This is a genomic window from Nostoc paludosum FACHB-159, from assembly GCF_014698835.1.
Classification (GTDB): Bacteria; Cyanobacteriota; Cyanobacteriia; order Cyanobacteriales; family Nostocaceae; genus Nostoc; species Nostoc paludosum.
The window spans coordinates 53,770-77,863 of sequence record NZ_JACJTU010000007.1 but is presented as its reverse complement, the minus strand read 5'-3'; the positions used below and the strand labels follow the sequence as shown (position 1 = coordinate 77,863).

Annotated in this window: 13 protein-coding genes and 1 pseudogene; 12 read left to right on the top strand and 2 right to left on the bottom strand. The window is 37.5% G+C overall.

From position 1 onward, the window contains the following. Position 1: 1 nt before the first annotated feature. The 12 genes and pseudogenes from panP to H6H03_RS09225 all read left to right on the top strand — a co-directional run bounded on the left by panP (position 2) and on the right by H6H03_RS09225 (position 20,912). Positions 2-1,657 carry a pyridoxal-dependent aspartate 1-decarboxylase PanP gene (gene panP, locus H6H03_RS09275; RefSeq protein WP_190954848.1) on the top strand — a complete coding sequence of 552 codons (1,656 nt, stop codon included), beginning with the start codon at positions 2-4 and terminating at the stop codon, positions 1,655-1,657. 83 nt (positions 1,658-1,740) lie between these two features. Further along, entirely contained in the window at positions 1,741-6,090 is a 4,350-nt protein-coding gene (locus tag H6H03_RS09270; protein ID WP_190954847.1) for a type I polyketide synthase, read from the top strand. 33 nt (positions 6,091-6,123) lie between these two features. Next, positions 6,124-8,784: pseudogene (locus H6H03_RS09265) on the top strand (type I polyketide synthase); the annotation flags it as partial. Then, complete coding sequence (locus tag H6H03_RS42205) at positions 8,758-9,354, top strand: phosphopantetheine-binding protein (protein WP_449289990.1); 597 nt, start codon at positions 8,758-8,760, stop codon at positions 9,352-9,354. The pseudogene H6H03_RS09265 and the gene H6H03_RS42205, both read left to right, overlap by 27 nt. Positions 9,355-9,442: 88 nt before the next feature. After that, entirely contained in the window at positions 9,443-10,216 is a 774-nt protein-coding gene (locus tag H6H03_RS09260; protein ID WP_190954845.1) for a class I SAM-dependent methyltransferase, read from the top strand. A gap of 101 nt (positions 10,217-10,317) precedes the next feature. After that, positions 10,318-14,427: a non-ribosomal peptide synthetase gene (locus tag H6H03_RS09255; RefSeq protein ID WP_190954844.1), complete on the top strand. Its 4,110-nt coding sequence runs from the start codon at positions 10,318-10,320 to the stop codon at positions 14,425-14,427. After that, positions 14,427-15,833: a cytochrome P450 gene (locus H6H03_RS09250; RefSeq protein WP_190954843.1), complete on the top strand. Its 1,407-nt coding sequence runs from the start codon at positions 14,427-14,429 to the stop codon at positions 15,831-15,833. The genes H6H03_RS09255 and H6H03_RS09250 overlap by 1 nt, the downstream gene beginning before the upstream one ends. 147 nt (positions 15,834-15,980) lie before the next feature. Next, a complete protein-coding gene (locus H6H03_RS09245) occupies positions 15,981-16,868 on the top strand; it encodes an SDR family NAD(P)-dependent oxidoreductase (RefSeq protein WP_190954842.1) in 888 nt (295 codons plus the stop codon). 155 nt (positions 16,869-17,023) lie between these two features. Continuing rightward, complete coding sequence (locus tag H6H03_RS09240; RefSeq protein ID WP_190954841.1) at positions 17,024-18,040, top strand: sucrase ferredoxin; 1,017 nt, start codon at positions 17,024-17,026, stop codon at positions 18,038-18,040. Positions 18,041-18,063: 23 nt separating this feature from the next. After that, positions 18,064-19,449, top strand: coding sequence for an MATE family efflux transporter (locus H6H03_RS09235; protein ID WP_190954840.1), 1,386 nt, complete (start codon positions 18,064-18,066; stop codon positions 19,447-19,449). Between the two features lie 117 nt (positions 19,450-19,566). Beyond that, positions 19,567-19,791, top strand: coding sequence for an MbtH family protein (locus tag H6H03_RS09230; RefSeq protein ID WP_190954839.1), 225 nt, complete (start codon positions 19,567-19,569; stop codon positions 19,789-19,791). A gap of 233 nt (positions 19,792-20,024) precedes the next feature. Next, positions 20,025-20,912 carry an oxidoreductase gene (locus H6H03_RS09225; RefSeq protein ID WP_190954838.1) on the top strand — a complete coding sequence of 296 codons (888 nt, stop codon included), beginning with the start codon at positions 20,025-20,027 and terminating at the stop codon, positions 20,910-20,912. A gap of 365 nt (positions 20,913-21,277) precedes the next feature. Here H6H03_RS09225 and H6H03_RS09220 read toward each other — a convergent pair whose 3' ends face one another. After that, positions 21,278-21,760, bottom strand: coding sequence for a hypothetical protein (locus tag H6H03_RS09220; protein ID WP_190954837.1), 483 nt, complete (start codon positions 21,758-21,760; stop codon positions 21,278-21,280). A gap of 207 nt (positions 21,761-21,967) precedes the next feature. Beyond that, positions 21,968-24,094 carry a caspase family protein gene (locus H6H03_RS09215; protein ID WP_190954836.1) on the bottom strand — a complete coding sequence of 709 codons (2,127 nt, stop codon included), beginning with the start codon at positions 24,092-24,094 and terminating at the stop codon, positions 21,968-21,970.

The following is a 24,094-nucleotide window of genomic DNA, read 5'->3' as shown; positions in this document are numbered from 1 at the left end:
AATGGCATTAAGTCAGCAAAGACAAGAAAAAACTCAGCAAAATCTCTTTTTGGAGAATGAGCTAACGCCACACTATGCAGTTGCCAATGAAGTGATGGAATTATTTGCACCATCTAATAGCTTAGTCGCTACAGAAGCTAAGATGGCTGTTGAAACTGATGTGTTGATTGATAATTTCTTAAATGCAGTTAACACTAATTCAAGTATTGAATTTAGTTCATTAATAGAAACCTTTGCTGATAGCCAAGTTCCCACTAATCCTGCTGATTTTGATAGCTACCTGGAATATTTAGCAAGTAATGTTATTAATCATTCAATACATACATCTTCACCCCGATTTATAGGTCACATGACCTCTGCGCTGCCTTGTTTTGTACGACCTTTGGCAAAACTGATGACAGCAATGAATCAGAATGTTGTCAAAATAGAAACAGCCAAAGCTTTTAGTCCTTATGAACGTCAGGCTTTGGCAATGATTCATAGATTAATCTATAACTTTTCTGACGAATTTTATAGCGAGCATGTACAAAATAGCCAAAGTACTTTAGGTATATTAGTTTCTGGAGGTACCGCAGCGAACATCATCGCGTTATGGTGCGCTCGTAATAAATCTTTGGGTGCAAAAAATAGCTTTCCAGGTGTAGAAAAGGCAGGTTTAACAGCAGCGTTAGATTACTACGGTTATCAAGGAGCAGTAATAATTGGCTCTGAGTTGATGCATTTTTCTTTTGAAAAGGCAGCAGATTTATTAGGCATAGGTACTCATAGTTTGATTAAAATTCCTACTAATAGGAACAACCAAGTGGACTTAGTAGCTTTACGTCAGGCTGTTGCAGATTGTCAATCAAAAAATTTGCATATAATTGCGATCGCTGGCGTTGCCGGTACTACAGATTCTGGTAATATAGACTCACTTTCAGATATTGCAGATATCGCCGAAGCTGCAAATGTTCATTTTCATGTAGATGCAGCTTGGGGTGGGCCATTAATTTTTTCCGAACAACATCGACAAAAACTTGCTGGTATTGAACGCGCTGATTCAGTCACAATTGATGGACATAAACAGCTGTACTTACCTATGGGTATTGGCATGGTATTTATGCGCGAACCACACCTAGCTTCAGCTATTGAAAAAAATGCTAGCTATACCATGCGTAAAGGTTCATTCGATTTAGGAAAACGCGCTTTAGAAGGTTCTCGTCCCGGTATGGCATTATTTTTACATGCTGGGCTACATCTGATAGGTTTAAAAGGTTATGAATTTCTGATTGATGCCGGAATCGAGAAGACACAATATATGGCTGATTGTATCAATGCCATGCCGGAATTTGAGTTACTATCAGAACCGGATATCAATTTACTTCTTTATCGTTATATTCCGCAGTCTTTAAGAGAAGTTGCAGTTAAAAAGCAATTAGCAGAAAGCGAGAATAAACAAATTAATATATTTAATGAGCGCCTGCAAAAAAGTCAGCGTCAAGCTGGTCGTACTTTTATTTCACGGACAACAAAAAGAATTAATTGTTTAGATCGAGAAATTTCTCTAACTGCGTTGCGTGCGGTAATTGCTAACCCGCTGACGACTAAAGATGATATTGATGCAGTTTTACATGACCAAATTAAAATTGCTTTAGATTTGGAGATATCAGATTGTTGAGAAGCTTGTCAGAGTAATATTTTTTATCTCACGCAGAGGCGCAGAGAGGAACGCAAGAGGATGTGTAGTTAGGTAGTTTTTCTATGAATAATTCTCAAGAAGTTGAAAATTTTGATGATAGTGATGAAATAGCTATTATTGGTATAACTGGTAGGTTTCCAGGTGCAAATAATGTTGATAATTTTTGGGAAAACTTGCGAGATGGAGTAGAATCAATTTCGCGTTTTACAGATGAAGAACTCTTAGCTGCTGGTGTAGAGCCAACTGTACTCAATGACCCAAATTATGTGAAAGTAGGCAGCATAATAGATGGTATTGAGTTATTTGATGCTGCATTTTTTGGATATACTCCTAGAGAAGCTGAAATCACAGATCCCCAGCATCGGATATTTTTAGAGTCCGCCTGGCAAGCGTTAGAATCTGCGGGGTATGATTCCGAATCTTACAAAGGTAAGATTGGGGTTTATGCTGGGGGAACTAACAGTAATTATTTATTTACAAATTTAGTTTCAAATAAAGAATTAATCGAGTCGATAGATGCTTTAAATATTTTTATTGGTAATGAAAAAGATAACTTAAGTACGCAAATTTCTTATAAATTAAATCTTACTGGCCCAAGTATTAATGTTCAGAATAACTGTTCTACATCATTAATAGCCGTACACTTAGCCTGCCAAAGTTTGCTCAACGGAGAAAGTGATATAGCTTTGGCTGGTGGTGTTTCTATAGCCAAGCTGCCTCAAAAATCTGGCTATCACTATCAAGAGGGAGTTCTTCATTCTCCTGACGGACATTGCCGGACTTTTGATGCTAACGCTAAAGGAACAGTGTTTGGCGATGGTTTAGGAATTGTTGTATTAAAAAGATTGGAGGATGCTATTGCTGATGGAGATTTTATTCATGCTGTAATTAAAGGTTCGGCTATCAATAATGACGGCTCTTTAAAAGTTGGTTTTACAGCACCTAGCGTTCACGGTCAAAGAGAAGTAATTTCAGAAGCACTTGCTTTAGCTGGTGTTGAAGCCGATACTATTTCTTATGTTGAAGCTCATGGAACTGCGACCCCCTTGGGAGATCCGATTGAAATTAAGGCTCTCACACAAGCTTTTCGTGCTAGCACAAATCAAAAAGGTTTCTGCGCTATTGGTTCAGTAAAAACTAATATTGGACATCTAGATACAGCAGCAGGGGTGACAGGTTTAATTAAAACAGTTCTGGCATTAAAACATCAACAAATACCCCCTAGTTTACACTTTGAAAAAGGAAATCCAGAAATAGATTTTGCTAACAGTCCTTTCTATGTTAATACCAAATTATCAGAGTGGAAAACTAACGGTTTACCTCGTAGAGCAGGTGTAAGCTCTTTTGGTGTTGGCGGAACTAACGCCCATGTAATATTAGAAGAAGCTCCAAGAATTGAAGAATCTAGTGCTTCTCGCTCTTGGCAATTAATATTATTATCAGCCAAAACTAGCACAGCCTTAGAAACTGCCACAGCAAATTTAGCTACTTACCTCCAGCAAAATCCTGATATTAACTTAGCTGACGTAGCTTACACTCTAAAAGTAGGTCGCCGAGCTTTTGACCATCGGCGTATGATAGTTTGCCAAGACTTGAATGACGCTGTGAAATTCCTTCAAAATCATGACCAAGAAGGAGTTTTTGACTATCATTTCCAGCCATCTCGTTGTCCTGTAATTTTCATGTTTTCCGGAGAACGATCGCCAAATTGCAACATCACCAAAGAATTATACGAAGTTGAAACAATATATCGCAAATATGTAGATAAGTGTGCCGAAATTTTGCAATCTCACATCGGTTTTGATATTCGCAATTTCCTGTTTTCAAGCTTAGATAAAATTGCCGCAGCTAACCTCATCGATGTAGCATTATTTGTAATTGAGTATGCCCTGGCTGAGTTATGGATGTCATGGGGTGTGCTACCAGAAGCAATGATTGGTGAAGGTATTGGTGAATATGTTGCAGCTGCGATCGCAGGTGTATTTTCTTTAGAAGATTCCTTAGTAATTGTAACAAACAAGGGAAAAAAAGTTAAATTCAACCCGCCACGGATTCGTTTTATTTCCAATGTAACTGGTAGTTGGATTACAGACGTACAAGCCACAAATCCCAACTATTGGAGCCAAAGTTTACAACAAAGTGTGAAATTTTCTGATAGTATATCTCAACTGTTAGAGCAGTTTGAAGGTGTTTTTCTAGAGATAGGGCCGGGACGAAATTTAAGCAGATTAACTCAAGAACATTTAAATATCGATGCCAAACAACACCTACTGACTTCGTTACCTCACAATGAACAATCAGATGTTAGCTTTTTGTTGCAGACATTAGGGCAGTTGTGGCTTTTTGGTGTAAATATAGATTGGTCAGAATTTTATAGCGAAGAAAAGCGCCATCGTTTACCTTTACCTACCTATCCTTTTGAACGACAAAGGTATTGGATTGATGCGAAAAAGCCAGAGCAAGATAATAATCATAATTCAGCCTCACTCGTTAAAAAACCTGATATAGCCGACTGGTTTTACCTTCCTTTTTGGAAGCCTTCTTTACCTCCAGCTAAACTAGATACTGAAGAATTAGTAACTGAAAAATATTGTACTTTGGTGTTTCTCGATGAGTGCGGCTTAGGTATCAATTTAGTAAAAGAACTAGAGAAACAAAGCCAAGATGTCGTTACGGTGAAAGTAGGCGAAAACTTTACCATACTAGGCAAGTCTGAATATACTATTAATCCTGAAAGTCATGATAATTATGATGTTTTATTTGAAGAATTAATTAGGCAAAATAAGTTGCCAAGAAAGATACTTCATTTATGGAGTGTTACACCTATTATTGACCAAGAATTAGAAACAGCCCAAATAAAGGGATTTTATAGTTTATTGTTTATTGCCCAAGTTTTAGGGAGACGGGAAACAACTAACAATTTTGAAATCACAGTTATTTCTAACAACCTACAGTCAGTAACAGGAACTGAAGTACTTTCTCCAGAGAAGGCAACTTTGCTCGGCCCAGTTAAAGTTATTTCTCAAGAATATGCAAATATCAATTGCCGTAGCATTGATGTTATCCTTCCTCCCGATGGCAGTTGGCAAGAACAAAAACTAATAGAAAATTTACTGGCAGAATTGACGGTTGATAAATCAGAGAAGTTAATTGCTTATCGAGGTTTGAATCGTTGGGTGCAGAGTTTTGAGCCAGTACGTTTTGAGAAGACTAAAACTGAAAAGCCTCGATTACGAGAAAAAGGAGTCTATTTAATTACAGGTGGACTCGGAGGTATTGGACTTGTTTTAGCAGAATATTTAGCTCGAACTGTACAAGCAAAGTTACTGTTAGTAGGACGTTCTGCTTTACCCAACAAAAATGAGTGGTCTCAATGGCTATCTACTCATGATGAAACTGATAGTACTAGCTGTAAGATTCGCAAAGTTCAAGAACTTGAAGATTTGGGTGCAGAAGTTTTGGCGATCGCTGCTGATGTTAGTAATATAGAACAAATGCAAAGTGCGATCGCTCAAGCTCAACAACAATTTGGCGAACTCAATGGCGTTATCCACGCCGCCGGAATTTCTGGAGGCGGTGCAATTCAACGAAAAACTCCAGAAGACGCACAAAGAATTCTGGCTCCTAAGGTAAAGGGAACAATAGTTATTGATACAATTCTCAAAAATATTGAATTAGATTTTTTTGTTTTAGTCTCATCAAATAGCTCAATCATAGCGGAATTTGGACAGGTAGATTATTGTGCCGCAAATGCTTTTTTGGATGCTTATGCTCACTGCTATGCTGGAAAACAAAACCGATTTATTACAAGCATTAATTGGGATACTTGGCAAGAAGTTGGGATGGCGGTAAACACAGAATTACCACAACGACTCCAAGAATTGCGATTAGAAAATCTTAAGCAAGGCATATTACCCCATGAAGGTGTAGATGTATTTCACCGGATTTTAGAAAATACAATGCCTCAAGTTGTAATATCTACCTCTGACTTATTAGATGTACTCAAATATTATAATTCTGACAACAACGCGCCAGGACTAGATTTTTTAGAAACTGTCAATTCATCCAAATTAAAATATCCCAGACCGGAACTCAGTAATGATTACGTTGCACCGCGCAATCAAAATGAGCAAAAACTAGTTGATATTTGGCAAGAAGTTATTGGAATTGAAAAGATAGGAATTTATGATAACTTCTTTGAGCTTGGTGGTGATTCACTCATAGGTATTCAACTCATCGCTATTTTAAATAAGCAATTTGACTCCAATCTATCTGTTGCCAAACTGTATGAATGTCCAAATATCAGCTCTATGACAAATATTTTTGCTCCTGAGGAATCTGAGAAAAACGCTTTTGAACAAAGGCTAAGTAGAGGACAAAGAAGAAGACAGGTAAAAATGCAAACTCACTAAAACACAAAATTAATTTATCTGGTTAATAAAGTCATGGAAGAATCAACAGTAAATCTAGATATAGCAATCGTGGGAATGTCCGGTCGTTTCCCTGGTGCCAACAATATCGAGGAATTTTGGCAAAATATCCAAAATAAAGTTGAGTCTATTTCATTTTTATCCGATGGTGACCTAGCAGATTTAAATTTGGCAGTGGAAGTCTTAAACGACCCAAATTATATTAAAGCAGCGCCTATACTACCAGATATCGAACATTTTGATGCCAGATTCTTTGGCTACAGTCCAAAAGAAGCCGAATTAATTGACCCCCAACATCGCCTATTTATAGAATGTGCTTGGGAAGCTCTTGAAAACGCTGGATACGACCCAGAAACATACAATGGTTTGATTGGAGTTTATGGTGGTGTCAGCACAAATACTTACTTTTTTAATAATATATATAATAATGTTAATTCCAGAGTTATTTCTAACAACTATACTTTTAATAAAGATTTTTTAACCACAAATGTTTCATATAAATTAAACTTAAAAGGGCCAAGTATAGGAGTCCAAACTTACTGCTCTACTTCATTAGTTGCGTTACACTTAGCCTGTAAAAGTCTGCTCGATCGAGAGTGTGATATTGCATTAGCTGGTGGAGTTACAATTATCGTTCCCCAAAAGTCCGGTTATTACTATGAACAGGATGGAATTTTATCTCCTGATGGTCATTGTAGAGCCTTTGATGCTAAAGCACAGGGTACTGTTTTTGGCAGTGGACTGGGAATAGTTGTATTAAAAAGATTACAAGATGCCATAGCGGATAGAGATTATATTCATGCGGTAGTTAAAGGTTCAGCAATTAATAATGATGGCTCTTTAAAAGTTAGTTATACTGCACCTAGTGTAAACGGTCAGGCTGAAGTTATTGTGGAAGCTTTAGCAAGTGCTGGAATAGATGCTGATGCTATTTCTTATATAGAAACTCATGGAACTGGAACGGCTGCTGGAGATCCCGTAGAAATTGCAGCGTTGACTAAGGCTTTTCGTGCTTTTACACCAAGAAGTGGCTTCTGTGCTATCGGTTCAGTCAAACCAAATATCGGACATTTAGATATAGCTGCTGGTATAGCAAGCTTAATCAAAACTGTACAAGCATTAAAATATAAAAAAATTCCTCCTAGCATCAATTTTGAAGTTCCAAATCCAGAGATTGATTTTGAGAATAGCCCTTTTTACGTTAATACTAAACTGACTGATTGGAAAACTAACAATACTCCTCGCAGAGCAGGAATTAGTTCCTTAGGTTTTGGTGGAACTAATGCCCACGTAATTCTAGAAGAAGCACCGGAAGTTACGTATTCTGATAAATCTAGGCCTTGGCAATTAATATTATTATCAGCTAAAACTAGCACAGCCTTAGAAACTGCAACTGAAAATTTATTAGCATATTTTAAACAAAATTCAGAAGTAAACTTAGCTAATGTCGCTCATACTTTACAAGTTGGTCGTAGAGCTTTCAACCATCGCCGAATTTTGGTGTGCCAAAATGTTGAAGATGCTGTCACTGTATTAAAAACACAGCAGCAAGAACGGACTTTTACTGTATATCAAGAGCATAGAGAACAACCTGTCATTTTCATGTTTTCTGGACAGGGGTCGCAATATGCAAACATGGGTCGGGAACTCTACGAAGTCGAACCAACATTTCGCAGACATGTAGATATTTGCGCCGAGATTTTGCAACCCCACCTCGGTCTTGATATTCGTAATTTGCTGTTTCCAAAATTAGAAGAAATTAGCGTCGCTAACCAAAAACTGCAACAAACAGCCTTCACCCAGCCAGCATTATTTGTAATTGAGTATGCTTTGGCTAAGTTATTGATGTCATGGGGTGTGCAACCTGCGGCGATGATTGGTCACAGCATTGGCGAATATGTTGCAGCTGCCATCGCAGGTGTATTTTCTCTTGAAGATGTGCTATTCATCGTGGCAAAAAGGGGACAACTGATGCAACAGTTACCCCCAGGGAGTATGCTAGCAATTAGGCTTGGTGAAAAAGAAGTGCGAACGCTAATTTCCAACTCTGTAGAAATCGCAGCCATTAACAGCCACACTTCATGCGTAGTCTCTGGAACAAAAGAAGCGATCGCCACGCTGGAAAATCAATTATCATCTCAAGAAATTGAATGTCGTTTATTGCATACATCCCATGCATTCCATTCTCAAATGATGTCGCCAATCTTAGAGGAATTTGGGCGATCGTTCCAAAGAATTAAACTGAATCCACCACGTATACCCTTTATTTCCAATGTAACTGGTAATTGGATTACAGATACACAAGCTAGAAATCCTAACTATTGGAGCCAACATTTACACCAAACTGTGAAATTTTCTCATGGTATAACTCAACTCTTAAAGCAGTTTGAAGGTGTTTTTTTAGAAGTCGGTTCGGGAAGAACTTTAAGCACATTAACCAAACAACATTTAGATATTAATGCTAAACAAAATGTCTTGACTTCTTTACCTCATGTGCAAGAGCAAAAATCTGATGTGAACTTTTTATTACAAACATTAGGTAAATTGTGGCTTTTTGGCGTAGATATAAATTGGCCAGGATTTTATGCCCACGAAGAGCGTCATCGTTTACCTTTGCCAACCTATCCCTTTGAACGACAAAGATACTGGATTGATGCTAAATCTTCACAGACTTCTTTAAATACTAAATTAGCAACATTAGATTTCACCCAAGAGCCAAAATCCTTAGAACAAGTAGGCAAAATAGAATTAGGCGTTACTCCAACAGAAGCTATAGAAGTATTTCAAAAAATATTATCTCTAGAACAACCAACTCAAATTGTTGTTTCTACAGTAGACAATCAAGGTAGGCAAAACTATGTATTTCACCTTGATTATTTAGCAAATTCAAACTCTGATAACCAATTAGATTCATCCCCACGCTATTCTAGACCACAACTGAGTAATTCTTATTTTGCTCCTACAAATGAATTAGAGAAACAAATTACAGAAATCTGGCAAGAGGTACTTGGAATTACAGAAGTTGGTATTTATGACAACTTTTATGAATTAGGAGGAGACTCCCTCATTGCAACTCAATTGGTTTCTCGATTGCGGGCAAAATTTCCTATAGATTTACCACTGCGCGACCTTTTATCACAAGCCACGATCCCAGTCAAACAAGCAGAAATGATAGAAGAACTTTTGTTAGAAAAAATAGAAGAATTATCTCAAGAAGAAGTAGAAGCTCTTTTAGGTAACAAATAAATCTTTATCTTTTTTCTCCGTGTCCTCTGGATCTCTGCGGTTAGTTTTTTGATTATAAACCTTCATTCACCAACAGAAAAAATAGTCTATGTCTTTACTAAACACTCTTCCTAACTATGAACCCATCGCTCGCTTGCAGAACGAATTCAAGAACACACCCGAAGATTTAGCAAAAGGTATAATCCCTGCTTTAGACCAAATATTATTATCACAACTTCCTGCGGGAACCCACATTCTTGAACTTGGCTGCGGTTCTGGATATTTAGCACAACAACTCAACATTAGAGGCTATAAAGTTACTGGGATAGATGCTTCTCAAGGGCTGCTAAACTACGCTAGAAAAAATGCGCCTGAAAGCGAATTTATCCTTAGTGATATACGTCAGTTTGATTTACCACCCACCTTTGATGCAGCTTTGGCAAACGATGTTCTGCATTTTATCCAAAATAATGAAGACTTAAAAACAGTATTTAAAAACATATATGCTGCACTTAAAGATGGTGGAGTGTTTGTGTTCAACATACCAATAACAGACTGGTTACATGAAGCTGCTCAGAAAAACAATTTTAATATTATCAACATCAATGATAAATGCTCATTAATAGAATTATTTTATTACAAACCAGAAGAAAGGATGTGGGAAATCAAAGTAACAGGATTTGAATTAATAGATAAAAATTGGCAGCGTTCAGACACCGTTTGGTTAAGAAAAGATCACTTTCTAGAAGAAGTTCAGTTCGCCTTAAAAGATGCTGGCTTTACAGAATTTAATTACTATAACACCAGAGACTTTGGAGAAAGCGAAGATATAGCTTGCTTTGTTTGTCAAAAAGCCTCTCTTAATACAGGGAGTCGGAAGTAGGGAGTAGGGAGTGGGGAAAAAAATTTCTCCTCTCCCCCTCTCTGCGCCTCCGCGTCTCTGCGTGCAATTAAATATCTTTTAGCTTTCATTAAATATTACCAATGGATAAACATAGTTCTAATTTATCACCAGCTAAAAAAGCCCTCTTAGAAAAATGGAAAGGAGGTAAATTTAAAGCTGATACTATTCCCAAACGCCAAATATCTAACAATATTCCCTTATCTTTCTCCCAACAAAGACTATGGTTTATTGACCAACTTTACCACGGGAGTTCCTTCTACAATATTCCTATTGCATTTCATATCAAAGGACAGCTAAATATTACCGCCCTTGGGCAAAGTCTAAATGCAATCCTCAAGCGTCACGAAATTTGGCGTACAACATTTAAACTTATAAATGGAGAGCCAGTACAGGAAATTGCACCTGATTTAACTTGGGATTTACCCATCATTCATCTTGAGCATTTATCCAATGAAAATTGGGAATCTGAAGTTAAACAGCTTGTAGCTAAAGAAGCAACAAAACCCTTTAATTTAGCTAAAGGACTTTTAGTCAGAGCAACTTTACTACGTTTAAATCAAGAAGAACACGTTTTGCTTGTGACCATGCATCACATTATCACCGATGGATGGTCTTGTGGTGTGTTTTTGCGCGAGTTGTCAACCTTGTATGCAGCTTTCTCGACAAATCAACCTTCTCCCTTACCCGAACTCCCAATTCAGTATGCAGATTTCGCAATTTGGCAACGCGATCGCATTCAAGGAGAATTCCTCGCAACCAAGTTAAAATACTGGAAGCAACAGCTAAGCGGCGAACTTCCTGTACTCCAACTACCCGCAGACCGTCCGCGACCTAGCGTCACAACTTTTGCAGGTGCCAAGCAATATTTTACATTCTCCACAACATTAACTAATGCACTCAAACAATTAAGCAAGCAAGAAGATGCCACTTTATTTATGAGCTTGCTGGCAGCTTTTAACATATTACTATATCGTTACACCCACCAAGAAGATATCTTAATTGGCTCTCCAATTGCCAACCGCAACCGAGCCGAATTAGAAGGGATGTTGGGTTTATTTGTTAATACTTTAGTTTTGCGTAATAACCTCACTGGTAACCCCACCTTTCGCGAACTTTTACACCGAGTTCGTCAGGTGACTCTTGATGCTTATGCACATCAAGATTTACCTTTTGAGATGATTGTAGAAGAATTGCAACCCGAACGCGACTTAAGTCGAAATCCACTTTATGAAGTCATGTTCGTTCTACAAAATACTCCAACAAACGTGCAAGAAGTATCCGGATTAACCTTGCGTACTTTAGACTTTGATAGCGGTACATCTCAACTAGATATTTTTCTTTCTATGTTTGAGTCCCAAGAGGGGTTAACAGGGTGCTTGGAGTACAATACAGATATTTTTGATGCAACAACTATTAGCCAATTTATCAATAACTACCAAACTTTATTAGAAAATATCCTTGCTAATCCAGAGCAACGTATCTGTGAATTATCGCTACTAACTGCTGCTGAACAAGAGCAACTATTATTTAATTTTAATCAAACTAGTGGAGAATATAAAAAATTATCCCTCAACCAACTATTTGAACAGCAAGTTGAACTAACCCCTGATTCTCTAGCATTAATTCATGAGTCTGAAAAACTAACTTATAGTCAACTTAATCATCAAGCTAATCAACTTGCAAATTATTTACAAAAACATGGTGTAACAAAAGAAACTTTAGTTGCTATATGTCTCGAACGTTCAATAAACATGGTAGTGGGAATTTTAGCCATCCTCAAAACTGGTGGTACATATATTCCTCTAGATCCAAGTTATCCAGTTGAGCGTTTAAATTTTATGCTCTTAGATTCTCAAGCATCGATATTAATTACTCAACAAAAAATATTAGAAAAACTATCATTATCATCGTCTAAAATCGTTTGTCTGGATATCCAAAAAGATGAAATTGCTCAACAAAATCTAGAAACCCCCATTAACATTTCAAAACCCGAACATGTCGCATATATCATCTATACTTCTGGTTCAACCGGAACACCAAAAGGCGTTCTTGGCACTCATCGCGGTACAGTGAATGGCTTACACTGGCTATGGAAAACTTATCCCTTTAGCCCAGAAGAAGTTTGTTGTCAAAAAACAGCTATTAGTTTCGTAGATTCTGTTTGGGAAATTTTTTCTCCTTTACTTCAAGGAATTCCTACAGTCATTATTAGCAATGCAACTTTACTAGACCCGCAGTTATTTATAGAAGCTTTAGCGCATCACAAAGTTACTCGTCTTATACTTGTACCCTCATTACTACGTTTACTTCTAGATAATTATCATCATCTGACCCAGAAATTATCGCAACTAAAACTCTGGATAACTAGCGGCGAAGCACTATCCATTAACTTGGCTAAAACTTTCCGAGAATTAATGCCATTCGCAAAATTAATCAACCTTTACGGTTCGTCCGAAGTTTCCGCTAACGCCACTTACTACGACACCAGTTTATTACAAGACCAAGCAAACACCGTCCCTATCGGTCGTCCTATCAATAATACTCAAGCTTATGTATTAAATCGCAATTTACAACCAACACCTCTAGGAGTTCTAGGCGAACTTTATATTGGTGGTGAAGGCTTAGCGAAGGGATATTTACATCGCCCAGAATTAACTCAAGAACGATTTATCGATAACCCCTTTATTCACGGAACAAAGCTTTACAAAACAGGCGATTTAGTGCGTTATTTATCTGATGGTAATCTTGAATACTTGGGTCGTGATGATGAACAAATAAAAATCAGAGGCTTTCGAGTAGAATTGGGTGAAATTGCCACTGTGATTACACAACATCCAGATGTGCAAGATTCTGTTGTAATTGCCGTTAATGATGCTAAAGAAAATCAACGTTTGATTGCTTATGTGGTCACAGATAAACAGCATATAGATACACAACTGTTGCCATATCTACAACAAAAATTACCTAATTATATGCTACCGTCTGCTTTTGTGGTATTAGATGCACTACCACTTACGCCTAATGGCAAAGTAGATAAGCGTTCTCTTCCTACTGATGAAATTATTCGACTAAATACTGCTAAAACTTTAATTGCTCCTCGCAATTTTACAGAATTATCATTAGTAAAACTCTGGGAAAATCTCCTGAAGACTAGCTCTATCGGGGTAACAGATAACTTCTTTAACTTGGGTGGTCATTCATTTTTAGCTGTACGCTTAATGGCTCAAATTCAAGATAGATTTGGTCATAATCTTAGCTTATCTACTCTTTTTGAAAATCCGACAATTGAGAAACTAGCTGCAATTGTTAGTCAGCCATTCCGCGAGAGTTCTAATTCTCCTGTGGTAGCTATTAATTCTTCTGATTCCAAGCTACCTTTCTTTTGTATACATGGCGCTGGTGGAGGTATTAATCATTATATTAATTTATCCCGAAGGCTCGGTGAAGATTATCCATTTTATGCTTTGGAACACAACCCTGATGCAGAGGAACCTGAAATTATTTCAGTAGAAAAAGCAGCAAGTTACTACCTACAAGAAATTCGTAAAATACAGCCAAATGGCCCTTATCTTATAGGTGGTCATTGTTACGGTGGGGTACTTGCTTTTGAGGTGGCACAGCAATTACAAAGACAGGGTGAAAGAGTAGATTTATTAGTTGTAATCGATGCCATACTTTCAGAAACACGCATTGAATCTACAAAAGATGATGATGCCAAATTTTTGCTCCGCATGGCTGAATCAATCAAAACTGATAATAATATAGATTTTTCAGTTTCTTTTGAAGAATTGCGAGATTTATCACTCAACGAGCAACTTGATTTGATTAATCAAAAAGCAAACTTCATCTTTACTGATACAGAGATTAAAGATTTTATTCGTTATTACAAACTCTTCAAAGTTCATGTCCAAGCAATGCGAGATTATGTACCACTCGTTTATCCTCACCCCATGACTCTATTTAGAGCTAAGGAAGAGATTATTCATGATTTTGAAAGCCCGGAATTTCATACTGATGATCCCTTACTAGGTTGGGGTAAATGTTCTAGCCAACCTATTAAAGTTATAGAAGTTCCTGGGGATCATTTTTCAATTTTTGTTGAACCTCATATTCAAGAATTAGCTAAAACTCTGAGAGTTTGTATTGATAATGCTGTGCCAAACTTAAATAATGGGAGTAAAACCAACTGATGAAACTACCCCCAGGGCCGAAAACACCATTTTGGCTGTTAGGTTTACAATTTGAGTCTAATCCTTTTGACTATTTGGATGCTATTTCCCAACGTTATGGTGATATAGTCACTATCATGTCTGGTTCTACACCAATTGTTTACATCAGCAATCCTTTAGGTATAAAAGAAGTTTTTACAAATACTAAAGAAATTATAGCTAAGGGTGCATTAAATGAAGATTTTGCTTTTATCACAGGAAATCAAGGAGTTCTACAACTTGATGGTTTAATTCACAAAAATCGCCGTAAACTTTTAATGCAAGCTTTTCATGGAGCGCGGATGCAAGCCTGCGGGCGAGGTATTTGCGAACTCACAGAAAAGATGATGAATAAACAAGTAATTGGAAAACCTTTTGTTGCATACCCGGTCATTGAAGATATTACTTTTAAAGTGGGTATAGAGCGGGTAATTAGTTTAAATGAAGGAGAACGTTACAACAAAATAAAAGATTTATTTGCATCTTTGCTTAAACTCGATCGCCAGTCTCTTATAGTTAAAATTATTAGCAAGCTTTTTGGAGAAAAAGATTTAGGTCGATGGAGTCCACATGGATACCTTCTTCACCTGCGGCGAGAACTTTTTCAATTACTATCGACTGAGGTTGAAGAACGTCGGCAGCAAGCAGATTTTTCACGTACTGATATACTTAGCGATTTAATATTAGCTCGTGATGAAACAGGTGAAGCATTAAGCAATGAAGAAGTACGTGACCTTTTAATATCACCTATATTTGCATCCGGTGATGCTTCTGGAACTGGTATTAGTTGGGCTTTATATTGGATTCATCGTTTAAAAAGTGTTAGAGAAAAATTATTAGCAGAACTTGACAATCTTGGCCCAAATCCAGACCCAATGAGCATTGTTGCACTACCATATTTAAGTGCTGTGTGTAATGAAGTTTTGCGGATTTACCCGACTCAATTGTTTACATTTCCCAGGTTAGTAGAATCGACCGTTGAAATAATGGGTTACGAACTGCATCCAGGTACGATACTTATTGGTAATATTTATTCGACCCATCAACGTAAAGATTTATATCCAAATCCAAAAGAATTTCAGCCAGAACGCTTTTTAGAAAAACAATTTTCTCCTTATGAATTTCTGCCATTTGGCGGTGGCTCTCGTGTCTGTATTGGTGCAAATTTTGCCCTATTTGAAATGAAACTTATATTAGCAACGATTCTCTCAGGCTATGAATTAGAGTTAGTCAGTAAGCGCCCAGAACGTCCAAAATTTGCAGGTTTGATTTGCTCTCCTGCAAGTGGTGTGAAAATGGTTATACGTAGTCGCCGTCAAAAAGCAGCAGAGGATATGGAGAGCGCAGGAGAAACAAGAACGCCTACTTTCTTGCAAGGTATGAATTGATTTTAATATATTTCTGAATTTGTTTTTATAGTATCAATCAAAGTCAAAATTAGTTGGTTTTAGTTGTTCATTCAGTTGATATATCTTGCATTTCTCAACTAACCATTTTGTGGCAGAAAAATACATTCCATTTGGGGGAAAATTGGTATGAATCAGAATCATAAGGGCGCAGTCGTTATCACAGGGACATCCACAGGTTTAGGTCGAGCAACTGCACTTTTATTAGCCAAACAAGGGTATCGTGTTTTTGCTGGAGTCCGCACTGAGAAAGATGCACAGTCGCTCAAGGAAGCTGCATCTGGTAATTTAACACCAATTATTATGGATTTGACAAAAGCTGAAGAAATTAAATCTGCTACGGATTTTGTCTCGCTAGCAGTTGGAGAGGAAGGATTATTCGCATTAATTAATAATGCAGTTATAGCGGTAGATGGGCCTTTAGAATGTATTCCAATAGATGATGTTAGATTTAATTTTGAAGTCAATGTTGTTGGTCAAATTGCTGTCACACAAGCATTTTTACCGTTGATTAGACAAGCTAAGGGGCGGATTATTAATATCAGTGCAATTTGTGGCAGATTGGCTCTACCTTATAGAAGTCTTTTATCTGCTTCCAAATTTGCGATCGAAGCAATTACAGATTCTTTACGAATGGAATTATTTTCTAGTGGAGTTGATGTTATTTCCATATTACCAGCAGGAATAGTAACTCCAGAACAGGCTGACAAAGTAGAAGCTAGTTATCAGAAAACGTTGGCGAATATGTCATCGGAAATTAAAGCGATATATGGCAAGAATTACAAAATATATATGCAAGGATCGGTACAAGATAATCGTAGTGGAGGTTTAGCATCTGAAAAAGTGGCAAATAAGATTTTTCAGGCATTGGAAGCTCGCAAACCTAAAAGACAATATTTTGTAGTGCAATCATACTGGCGTCTTACTTTGTATGCTTTGTATAAAAGGTTAGTCCCGCACCAATATTTTTATGACAATTTTTATCAGGATATGCGAAAAGGAATGGGACTTGATTAGTAATTTCTCGCTATCGGAATTTGTTTTGATTTTTAAACTGATTTGTGTAATCAAGGAAACAAGCTTTTAAAGTTGTGCTAAGTTTTTTCAAAAATCCAAAATGGCTCTTATGTCAAATTATTTTTAAATAAAAAATAATAACAAAGATAGTAAATATGCCAACTGAAAATGTTAAAGAACTACTGGCAAGAGACTGTCGTTTTTGTTCTTTGGTTTCTAAAGCTAATGGAGAAGATTTAATTGGGACAGCAGGTACTTGTGAACATTGGTTGATTATGGAAGTTCCGCAACCTTGGCCGCAAGAAATATTTCAGAAAAATCCAATTATTAAATCAGTAATAGGTTTATTCCAAGAGTTAATTTTTCAGCATGGGGTTAATTTAAAACCAATACTAATTGCCCCTGACCGCGAATATTCTCATCCTGGTTTTACCCGCATTTTCTACTATTATCGCCCTGCAACACTGTTTTCTCAGTTTGAGAAACAAGAGTTTGTCGTTCCAGAAAGTAAAGCCGCTGATTTGTTGACAGCAATATTTCAGCAATTGATACAACAACCCAACAATTTATCCCAATTTCAGCAATATCAACAACAAACAAATGACATTCGCGAACTGATGGTTTGCACTCATGCTCAAGTTGACCTGGCTTGTGGAAGATTTGGGACTCCCATATATCGACAATTACGTAAAGAATACGCTCCTGTTTCTAATGAAAAATTACGCGTTTGGCAAACAACTCACTTTGGTGGGCATCAGTTTGCTCCTACATTAATTGATTTACCTCAAGGCTCTTTGTGGGGACATTTAGAGCCAGATGTATTGGATTTATTAGTGCAACAAAATGGTTCAGTTTTTGGTTTGCGTCAATATTACCGAGGATGGACTGGTTTAAGTAAATTTGAGCAAATTGCTGAGTGCGAAATTTGGATGCAGTCTGGTTGGAATTGGCTAAATTACTTGAAAGCAGGCAAAGTATTAGCGATGGAAAAAGATGGCAACTGGGCAGAAGTTAGGATTGATTTTGCCCTTCCAGATGGTAGTACTTCAGGTGCTTATGAAGCCACAATAGAAGTTTGTGGTGAGGTCATGAGTGCATTTAACTCAGCAAAAGAGATGGAGTTAGAAGCAGTGAAGCAATATCGTGTTAGTCGTTTGATTAAGGTTGAGTAAACAGGGAATCCGAAAACTAAAAAATGACTTCACAAAAACAATCTCAAATCACCAATGAAATCCTTGATGGTAATCTTGCTCAACTAATGTTGAAGTTATCAATTCCTAGTACTTTAGGGATATTGATGCTGAGTTTAAATACTTTTATTGATGCTTTATTTGCAGGAAGATTTATTGGTGAAAGTGCTTTGGCTGGCATTTCGCTGGCACTGCCAATTATAGCTATAATAAATGGATTTGCTTTTTGTATCGGGGTGGGTTCTGCTTCTGTTCTGAGTCGAGCTATTGGTTCAGGAGATGTTAAAACTCAGTCCAAAATCTTTGGTAATTTAATAGTTATTACTGCTGTAATTTCACTCTTAATTACTATTATTGGTTATAGTTATGGCGGGAAATTAATTTTATTAATGGGAGGAACTGGTGTAGTTGCTTTAGAAGGCACAAAATATTTTAATACTTATATAATAGGTTCAGTATTTTTGATTTTAGCGGAAGGTTGTAGCAAGCTGATAAAATCAGAAGGAAACCTTAAATTAACTTTAATATTTGATTGGCTTTTTGTTATTGTTAATATTGCATTAAATTATATATTTATTAGTGCGTTTAATTGGGGAACTCAAGGTATTGCTCTCGCTACAGTTATGGCGATGGTTGTTTATAGCATTGCTAATTTAGGTTATTTTATTGTTGGGAAAAGTTCTATCCCAGCTAGTTTAAAAAAAATAGCGATCGCCATAGACTTAATCCCCCAAATTTTATCAGTTGGAATCTCCGAACTATTTTATCCATTTACCATATTGCTACAAGATTTTGTAATTTTTAATTCAATTTCTCACTATGGAACAAATACTGATATTGCTTTCTATGCAGCAGCAGGAAAAGTAATTTCAATTGTATTTATTCCTATTATTGGGTTCTCACAAGCATTACAACCTATAATTGGGATCAATTATGGCGCACAAAATTACGGAAGGATCAAAAAAGCATATTTAACTTTTGCAATCATAGCAACTTTTTTATTAATATTAATTTGGCTGCCTTTACAATTATTTCCAAAGATGTTTTTAGAAATACTTCTACCAGATGTTAAATTTATGAATGGCGATTTGTTAAATTTTAGAATTATGAGTGTATTAATGCCGATATGGCCTTTAGCATACTTTAGTAACACTCTTTTTCTATCTATAGGCAAAGGTAAAACTGTGTTAGTAGTAGTTTTGATAAAAAGTATAATTTTAACTGTACCAACAGTTATATTGTTTTCAAAAATTGCAGGTGTAAGGGGTATATATTCTGGTATACTTTTTGCAGATATTTTATTTATGCTACTTGTTTTAATATTAACAGTTTTAGAATTTAAATCTTTAAGTTTTCTCAAAGTTAAAACAACAAAATACAAACAGTTCTAGGTTTGAAAATGACAATTTTAAGAAAAAAGCTGAATAAAATTTTCTACTCTTAATTTTCTCTTATTCTGTAGTTCCTTGATTAAATTCCACTATTTAATTAACATCAACAGGTCAATTATGTATCAAGATGAAAAAGAAGACACAACAATTTACAAAGTTGTAGTTAATCACGAAGAACAATATTCCATTTGGCCATCTGACCGCGAAAATCCTATTGGTTGGAAGGATGTTGGTAAAAATGGTTTGAAGCAAGAGTGTCTGAATTACATTAAAGAAGTTTGGACTGACATGAGGCCGCTTAGTCTGCGGAAAAAGATGCAGGAAACATCTGGCAACATTTAGTAAGCAGATCGGGATCTAAAGAAAAATTGAGAATTCAGTAGTCATCAGAAAATTCAGACCTGCAATTAATTGTTTTGGTATGGTGGTTCACCATTTACATTGCATACCCGCGTCTTTTTGAGGCTAAGGTTATGCAACTTAAAAGCACATCAGCTTACCCTAGTCAGACAACATTAAATTTTGGATTCTGTCTGACTTACCCTTGAATTCTTTTACTAAAAATGGAGAGTTTTATGGTCATATCCTCAAGTATTGAAAGACGAGTATGGTTTATTACTGGTAGCTCAAAAGGCTTGGGTCGGGCATTAGCAAAAACGGTGTTAGAGCAGGGTGACACTGTAGTGTTAACTGCAAGGAATCCAGAATTAATACAAGATTTAGCAGCAAGTTTTCCAGAACATACATTGGCGGTGCAACTTGATGTCACTAAACCTGAAGAAATACAACAAGCAGTCAAACAAGCAATTACCAAATTTGGACGCATTGATGTACTTGTTAATAATGCCGGATATGGAATTTTAGGAGCAATAGAAGAAGTCAGCAATGAAGGAGTTCGCCGTCAGTTTGAAACCAACTTTTTTGGTGTTTTAGAAGTGCTCCGCAATGTACTACCTTATATGCGAGAGCAACGCAGTGGACACATAGTTAATATCTCATCGGTGGGTGGCTTTGTTGGTTATGCTGGTACGGGAATTTATAATGGTACAAAATTTGCCATAGAAGGAATTTCTGAAGCATTGGCTCAGGAAGTTACACCTCTGGGTATCAAAATCACAATTGTCGAACCTGGTGCTTTTCGTACAGAATTTGTCACGGGTTCTTTGGTTATCGCTGATAATGAAATTCAGGACTATGAAACAGTGATTGGTGAAATGCGTCAAGGGGCGCAAGATATATTAGATAATAAATTGGAATTTCAGGAACCAGGCGATCCGAAAAAAGCAGCTTTGGCAATTATTAAAGCTGTTAATAGTAATAATCCGCCACTGAGATTGGTGTTAGGAGAAGATGCTATTTCTGCTATTAATGCCAAACTGGAGTCGGTGAAAACAGAACTAGATGCTTGGAAAGAAGTGTCTGTAAATACTGCTTTTGATGAACTTGTGGGTAGTTCAACTTAATTTTTTATCATCAAGCCTTCTGCCTTCTGCCTCCTGCCCTCTGCCTTTCTTCTGTAAAGTGACAATTTGAACATCTTTATCACCTCTTGGGGAACAGTTGATGATAACGTAAGGCCTATTATTTAATTGAGGATAGAGAGTTTCTAAGAGGATGTCTGAGGAGTATCAAATGTTTGCCGATCCCCCTTAAAAAAGAGGGGAATAAGAGGCTCAAAGTCTCCCTTTTAAAGGGGAACCACTGCGTTGGGCGGCTCTGCCGACAGCCAAGCAAGTGGCGTGGATTTAGGGGGATCTCTAAGCCTTTGCTGTATACAAAAAACTTTTCAGACATCCTTTAAATAAGCGATCGCATTAGCTGTAGATTACTAATAGGGGCTTTTCTCCGGATATAGCAGCTTAACACGCTTTTGCCGTAATGCTAATTCTTCTTGGTGTAGTTGCTCTAACTGCTCTACTATCTCTTCTTTGACTCCTATAATAGAAGCCATTTGCAGAATTTTTTTCTTTTCCTGTTCATGAATTTCTCCATCAGCAGCCGAAGCCCTAATTGCTGTGAGAAGTAAATCTCTTTGTGCTATGGAAACTTGAGGAGAGCGAGCAATGACATCCTTTATATCTTCATCTGCGTCGTATGCTTTTAGCTCTTCAATTACCCAGTCTGCTACTCCCCAGGATGCACAGAATCCAATAGCCCAATCTTTTTCTTGCTGTGAGAGAACTCCATCTCCCTTAGCGCAACATAAAACTGATTTCATGTAAATGCAACAATCTTCATCTGTAGGGATCTGGCTAAAGCCAAAGAACCAATTAAATATCCAAGATTGACCAAGTTTTTTGATGTCAGACATGATTCCTTCTGTTTACTAATTTGCTCTATGTCTATTCCAGCTGGAATTATACTGAAATATTCTCAGTATTAAAGCAAAAACACAAGGACAGTTAAGACAGTTAAGAAATAATTTTTGGACAGTTAAGACAGTTAAGAAAAAAATTTCTTAGTTTGGAAATATTTCATAGCATCAACAGTCAACACTCGCTGTTTGGCCCATCTGCGTTCACGCAACTTGAAAGGTAAAGCTTAGACTTGCCCAATTATTTACATCCAAAATATATGAGTCGGTTGCTGTGCCGTTCATTTCGGTTTTGATGAAGTTGGCGTTATGTAAATCTTGGAGTAAGGCTTGGGCAACATCTAACGGTTTCGACAATGGAACAATTGGATGCTGGTCGGGTGTGGGATAGTTTGCAGTGTTTAAGGCGGCGAGAGTTGCACTCAAGGGAGCAATACTAAAAATTAGTTGTTGTTCCGAAAAGAAGGCTGGCGCTGGAATTACCCACTCAGAACCAGCATTATTTTTGGGCAAGGTAAGGGTTTCACCTGGGGCGATGACAACTTCTTGGAAAAGAGGTTTATTTTCCGTAGTGTTTGGTTCTTGTGGAGTTTCCCAAGAGTAAAAGACAGTTGGCGTCTGATTATTTTTTAAACCTAGCAAAATTAAGTATACTGGTCGATCGCTCTCATTTTGCAGCCGATATTGCATTCGACTACCGATAGGGACAATGGGAGTGCGGAATGTTGACTGCTGAGTGTTGAGTGATGAGTGTTGAGTTCGCTGTGTTTGGCGCTGCGTTAAGGCTTGGGGTGATTTATCACTAATTATCTCTAGGGTTGCTTTGATGGCTAGGCGGGAAGAACCTTCATTTTCTGTGAGTCGCCATAATTTGGCTGCTAGTAAAGTCGATAGCTTCGGTGCTAACCGCAGTACTGCAACTTTTACGGCTTCGCCAACAACGCCTGCGGTGTCGGGAATTAACTCGCCATCGAGAGTAAATAGTCCATAGCGACTAGGTGTTTGCTGGAGCTTACCAAATATATAATCAGCTGGTTGTTCTCCTGCTACTACGGTGGACACATGAGCAGTAGCGGCAAAGCCACTTGTGGCGTCTACTCGTTCAATTCTTTCGAGCTGAGTATCCAGACCAATTATTAAATTAATATTTTTTGGTAAAACGCGGACTGCTTCTTGGACAAGTTGCCCGACTTGCGCCGGAGTTGCACCTTCAATTTTGAAAAATTGCGCTTTTGCTGTTAACCCACTACGCGATCGCAATACCAATTGCTCTGTTGTTGGTAGAGTCAATCGAGAATTCACTCCGTAGTATAGCAGCACTTGGGGAGGTAATCCTGCCAACCACAGCTGCACTGTTTTGCCGTCTTCTTCAACGGCTCTCACCACGCCCTCTCCGCCAATGTTACTATCTGGCAGTAGAGACGTTAGATGTAACGTCTCTACATTTTGATTTTTCTGTGTATTTAATAAATCTGGTTGCTGTTTGCTACCCAATTTGTACAAAGAATTTTCCACATGAGAAAGAGCGACTTGAATTTTAGTAGCTGGTGTAATTTCCCATAAATACTGAGTCAAGGCGTAAGTAAATAACCCGGCGCTAAAACCAGAAAAGACTGCTTCCCTCGCTGACTGTTTGTAACTTGAAGTAGCAGTTAACACAACAGGAGTGCTGCGTGATTTTTGAGTTTTCAGTTCTTTGAGAAAATCCAGTTCCTCTGCTACCAGCTTGGCTTCTGGTGACTCCTGGAGGGCGCGAATTTTTAATCCGATGACTGAGTTAGGAACCGAATAACTAGTATCTAATACTCCTGTGACTCGGTTTGTGGGGAGCGATCGCAATAATAATAGTAAACTTTCTTCTAATAAATAATTGACTATTTTTTCATTTTGTGTATTTTGACTTTCATTAGCTGGCACCAGAGCATTTTGCATTGCATCTGAAGATGTTTCCAATTTGACACGACTGCCATAGCCGCTAAAATGGAACACCACCACATCATCAGCTTGAGCTTGCTTGCCCAGGTGGTCTACAAAAGCCGCCTCAATGAATTCCCTGCTAGCTTGTTCCTCTGTTAAGGTGAGAATATCTGACCTTTGGAAGCCAAAGCGATGAATCAAAAGTTCTCTTTGCAGTTCTACATCAGTGAGACAACCACTGAGGTAGGGAAGTTTTGGGTATTGGTTAATACCGATTAATAATGCCAACTTGCGCGGACTGGGTTGTGCCAAAGCATAGTAGTAGCGGTTTCCCAAAGTCAACCACTCAGCTTCAGTTAGCCCCAATACAGCGAGTATTGAGCCAATTCTGTTTAAAAACGTGCGCCGTTTCAT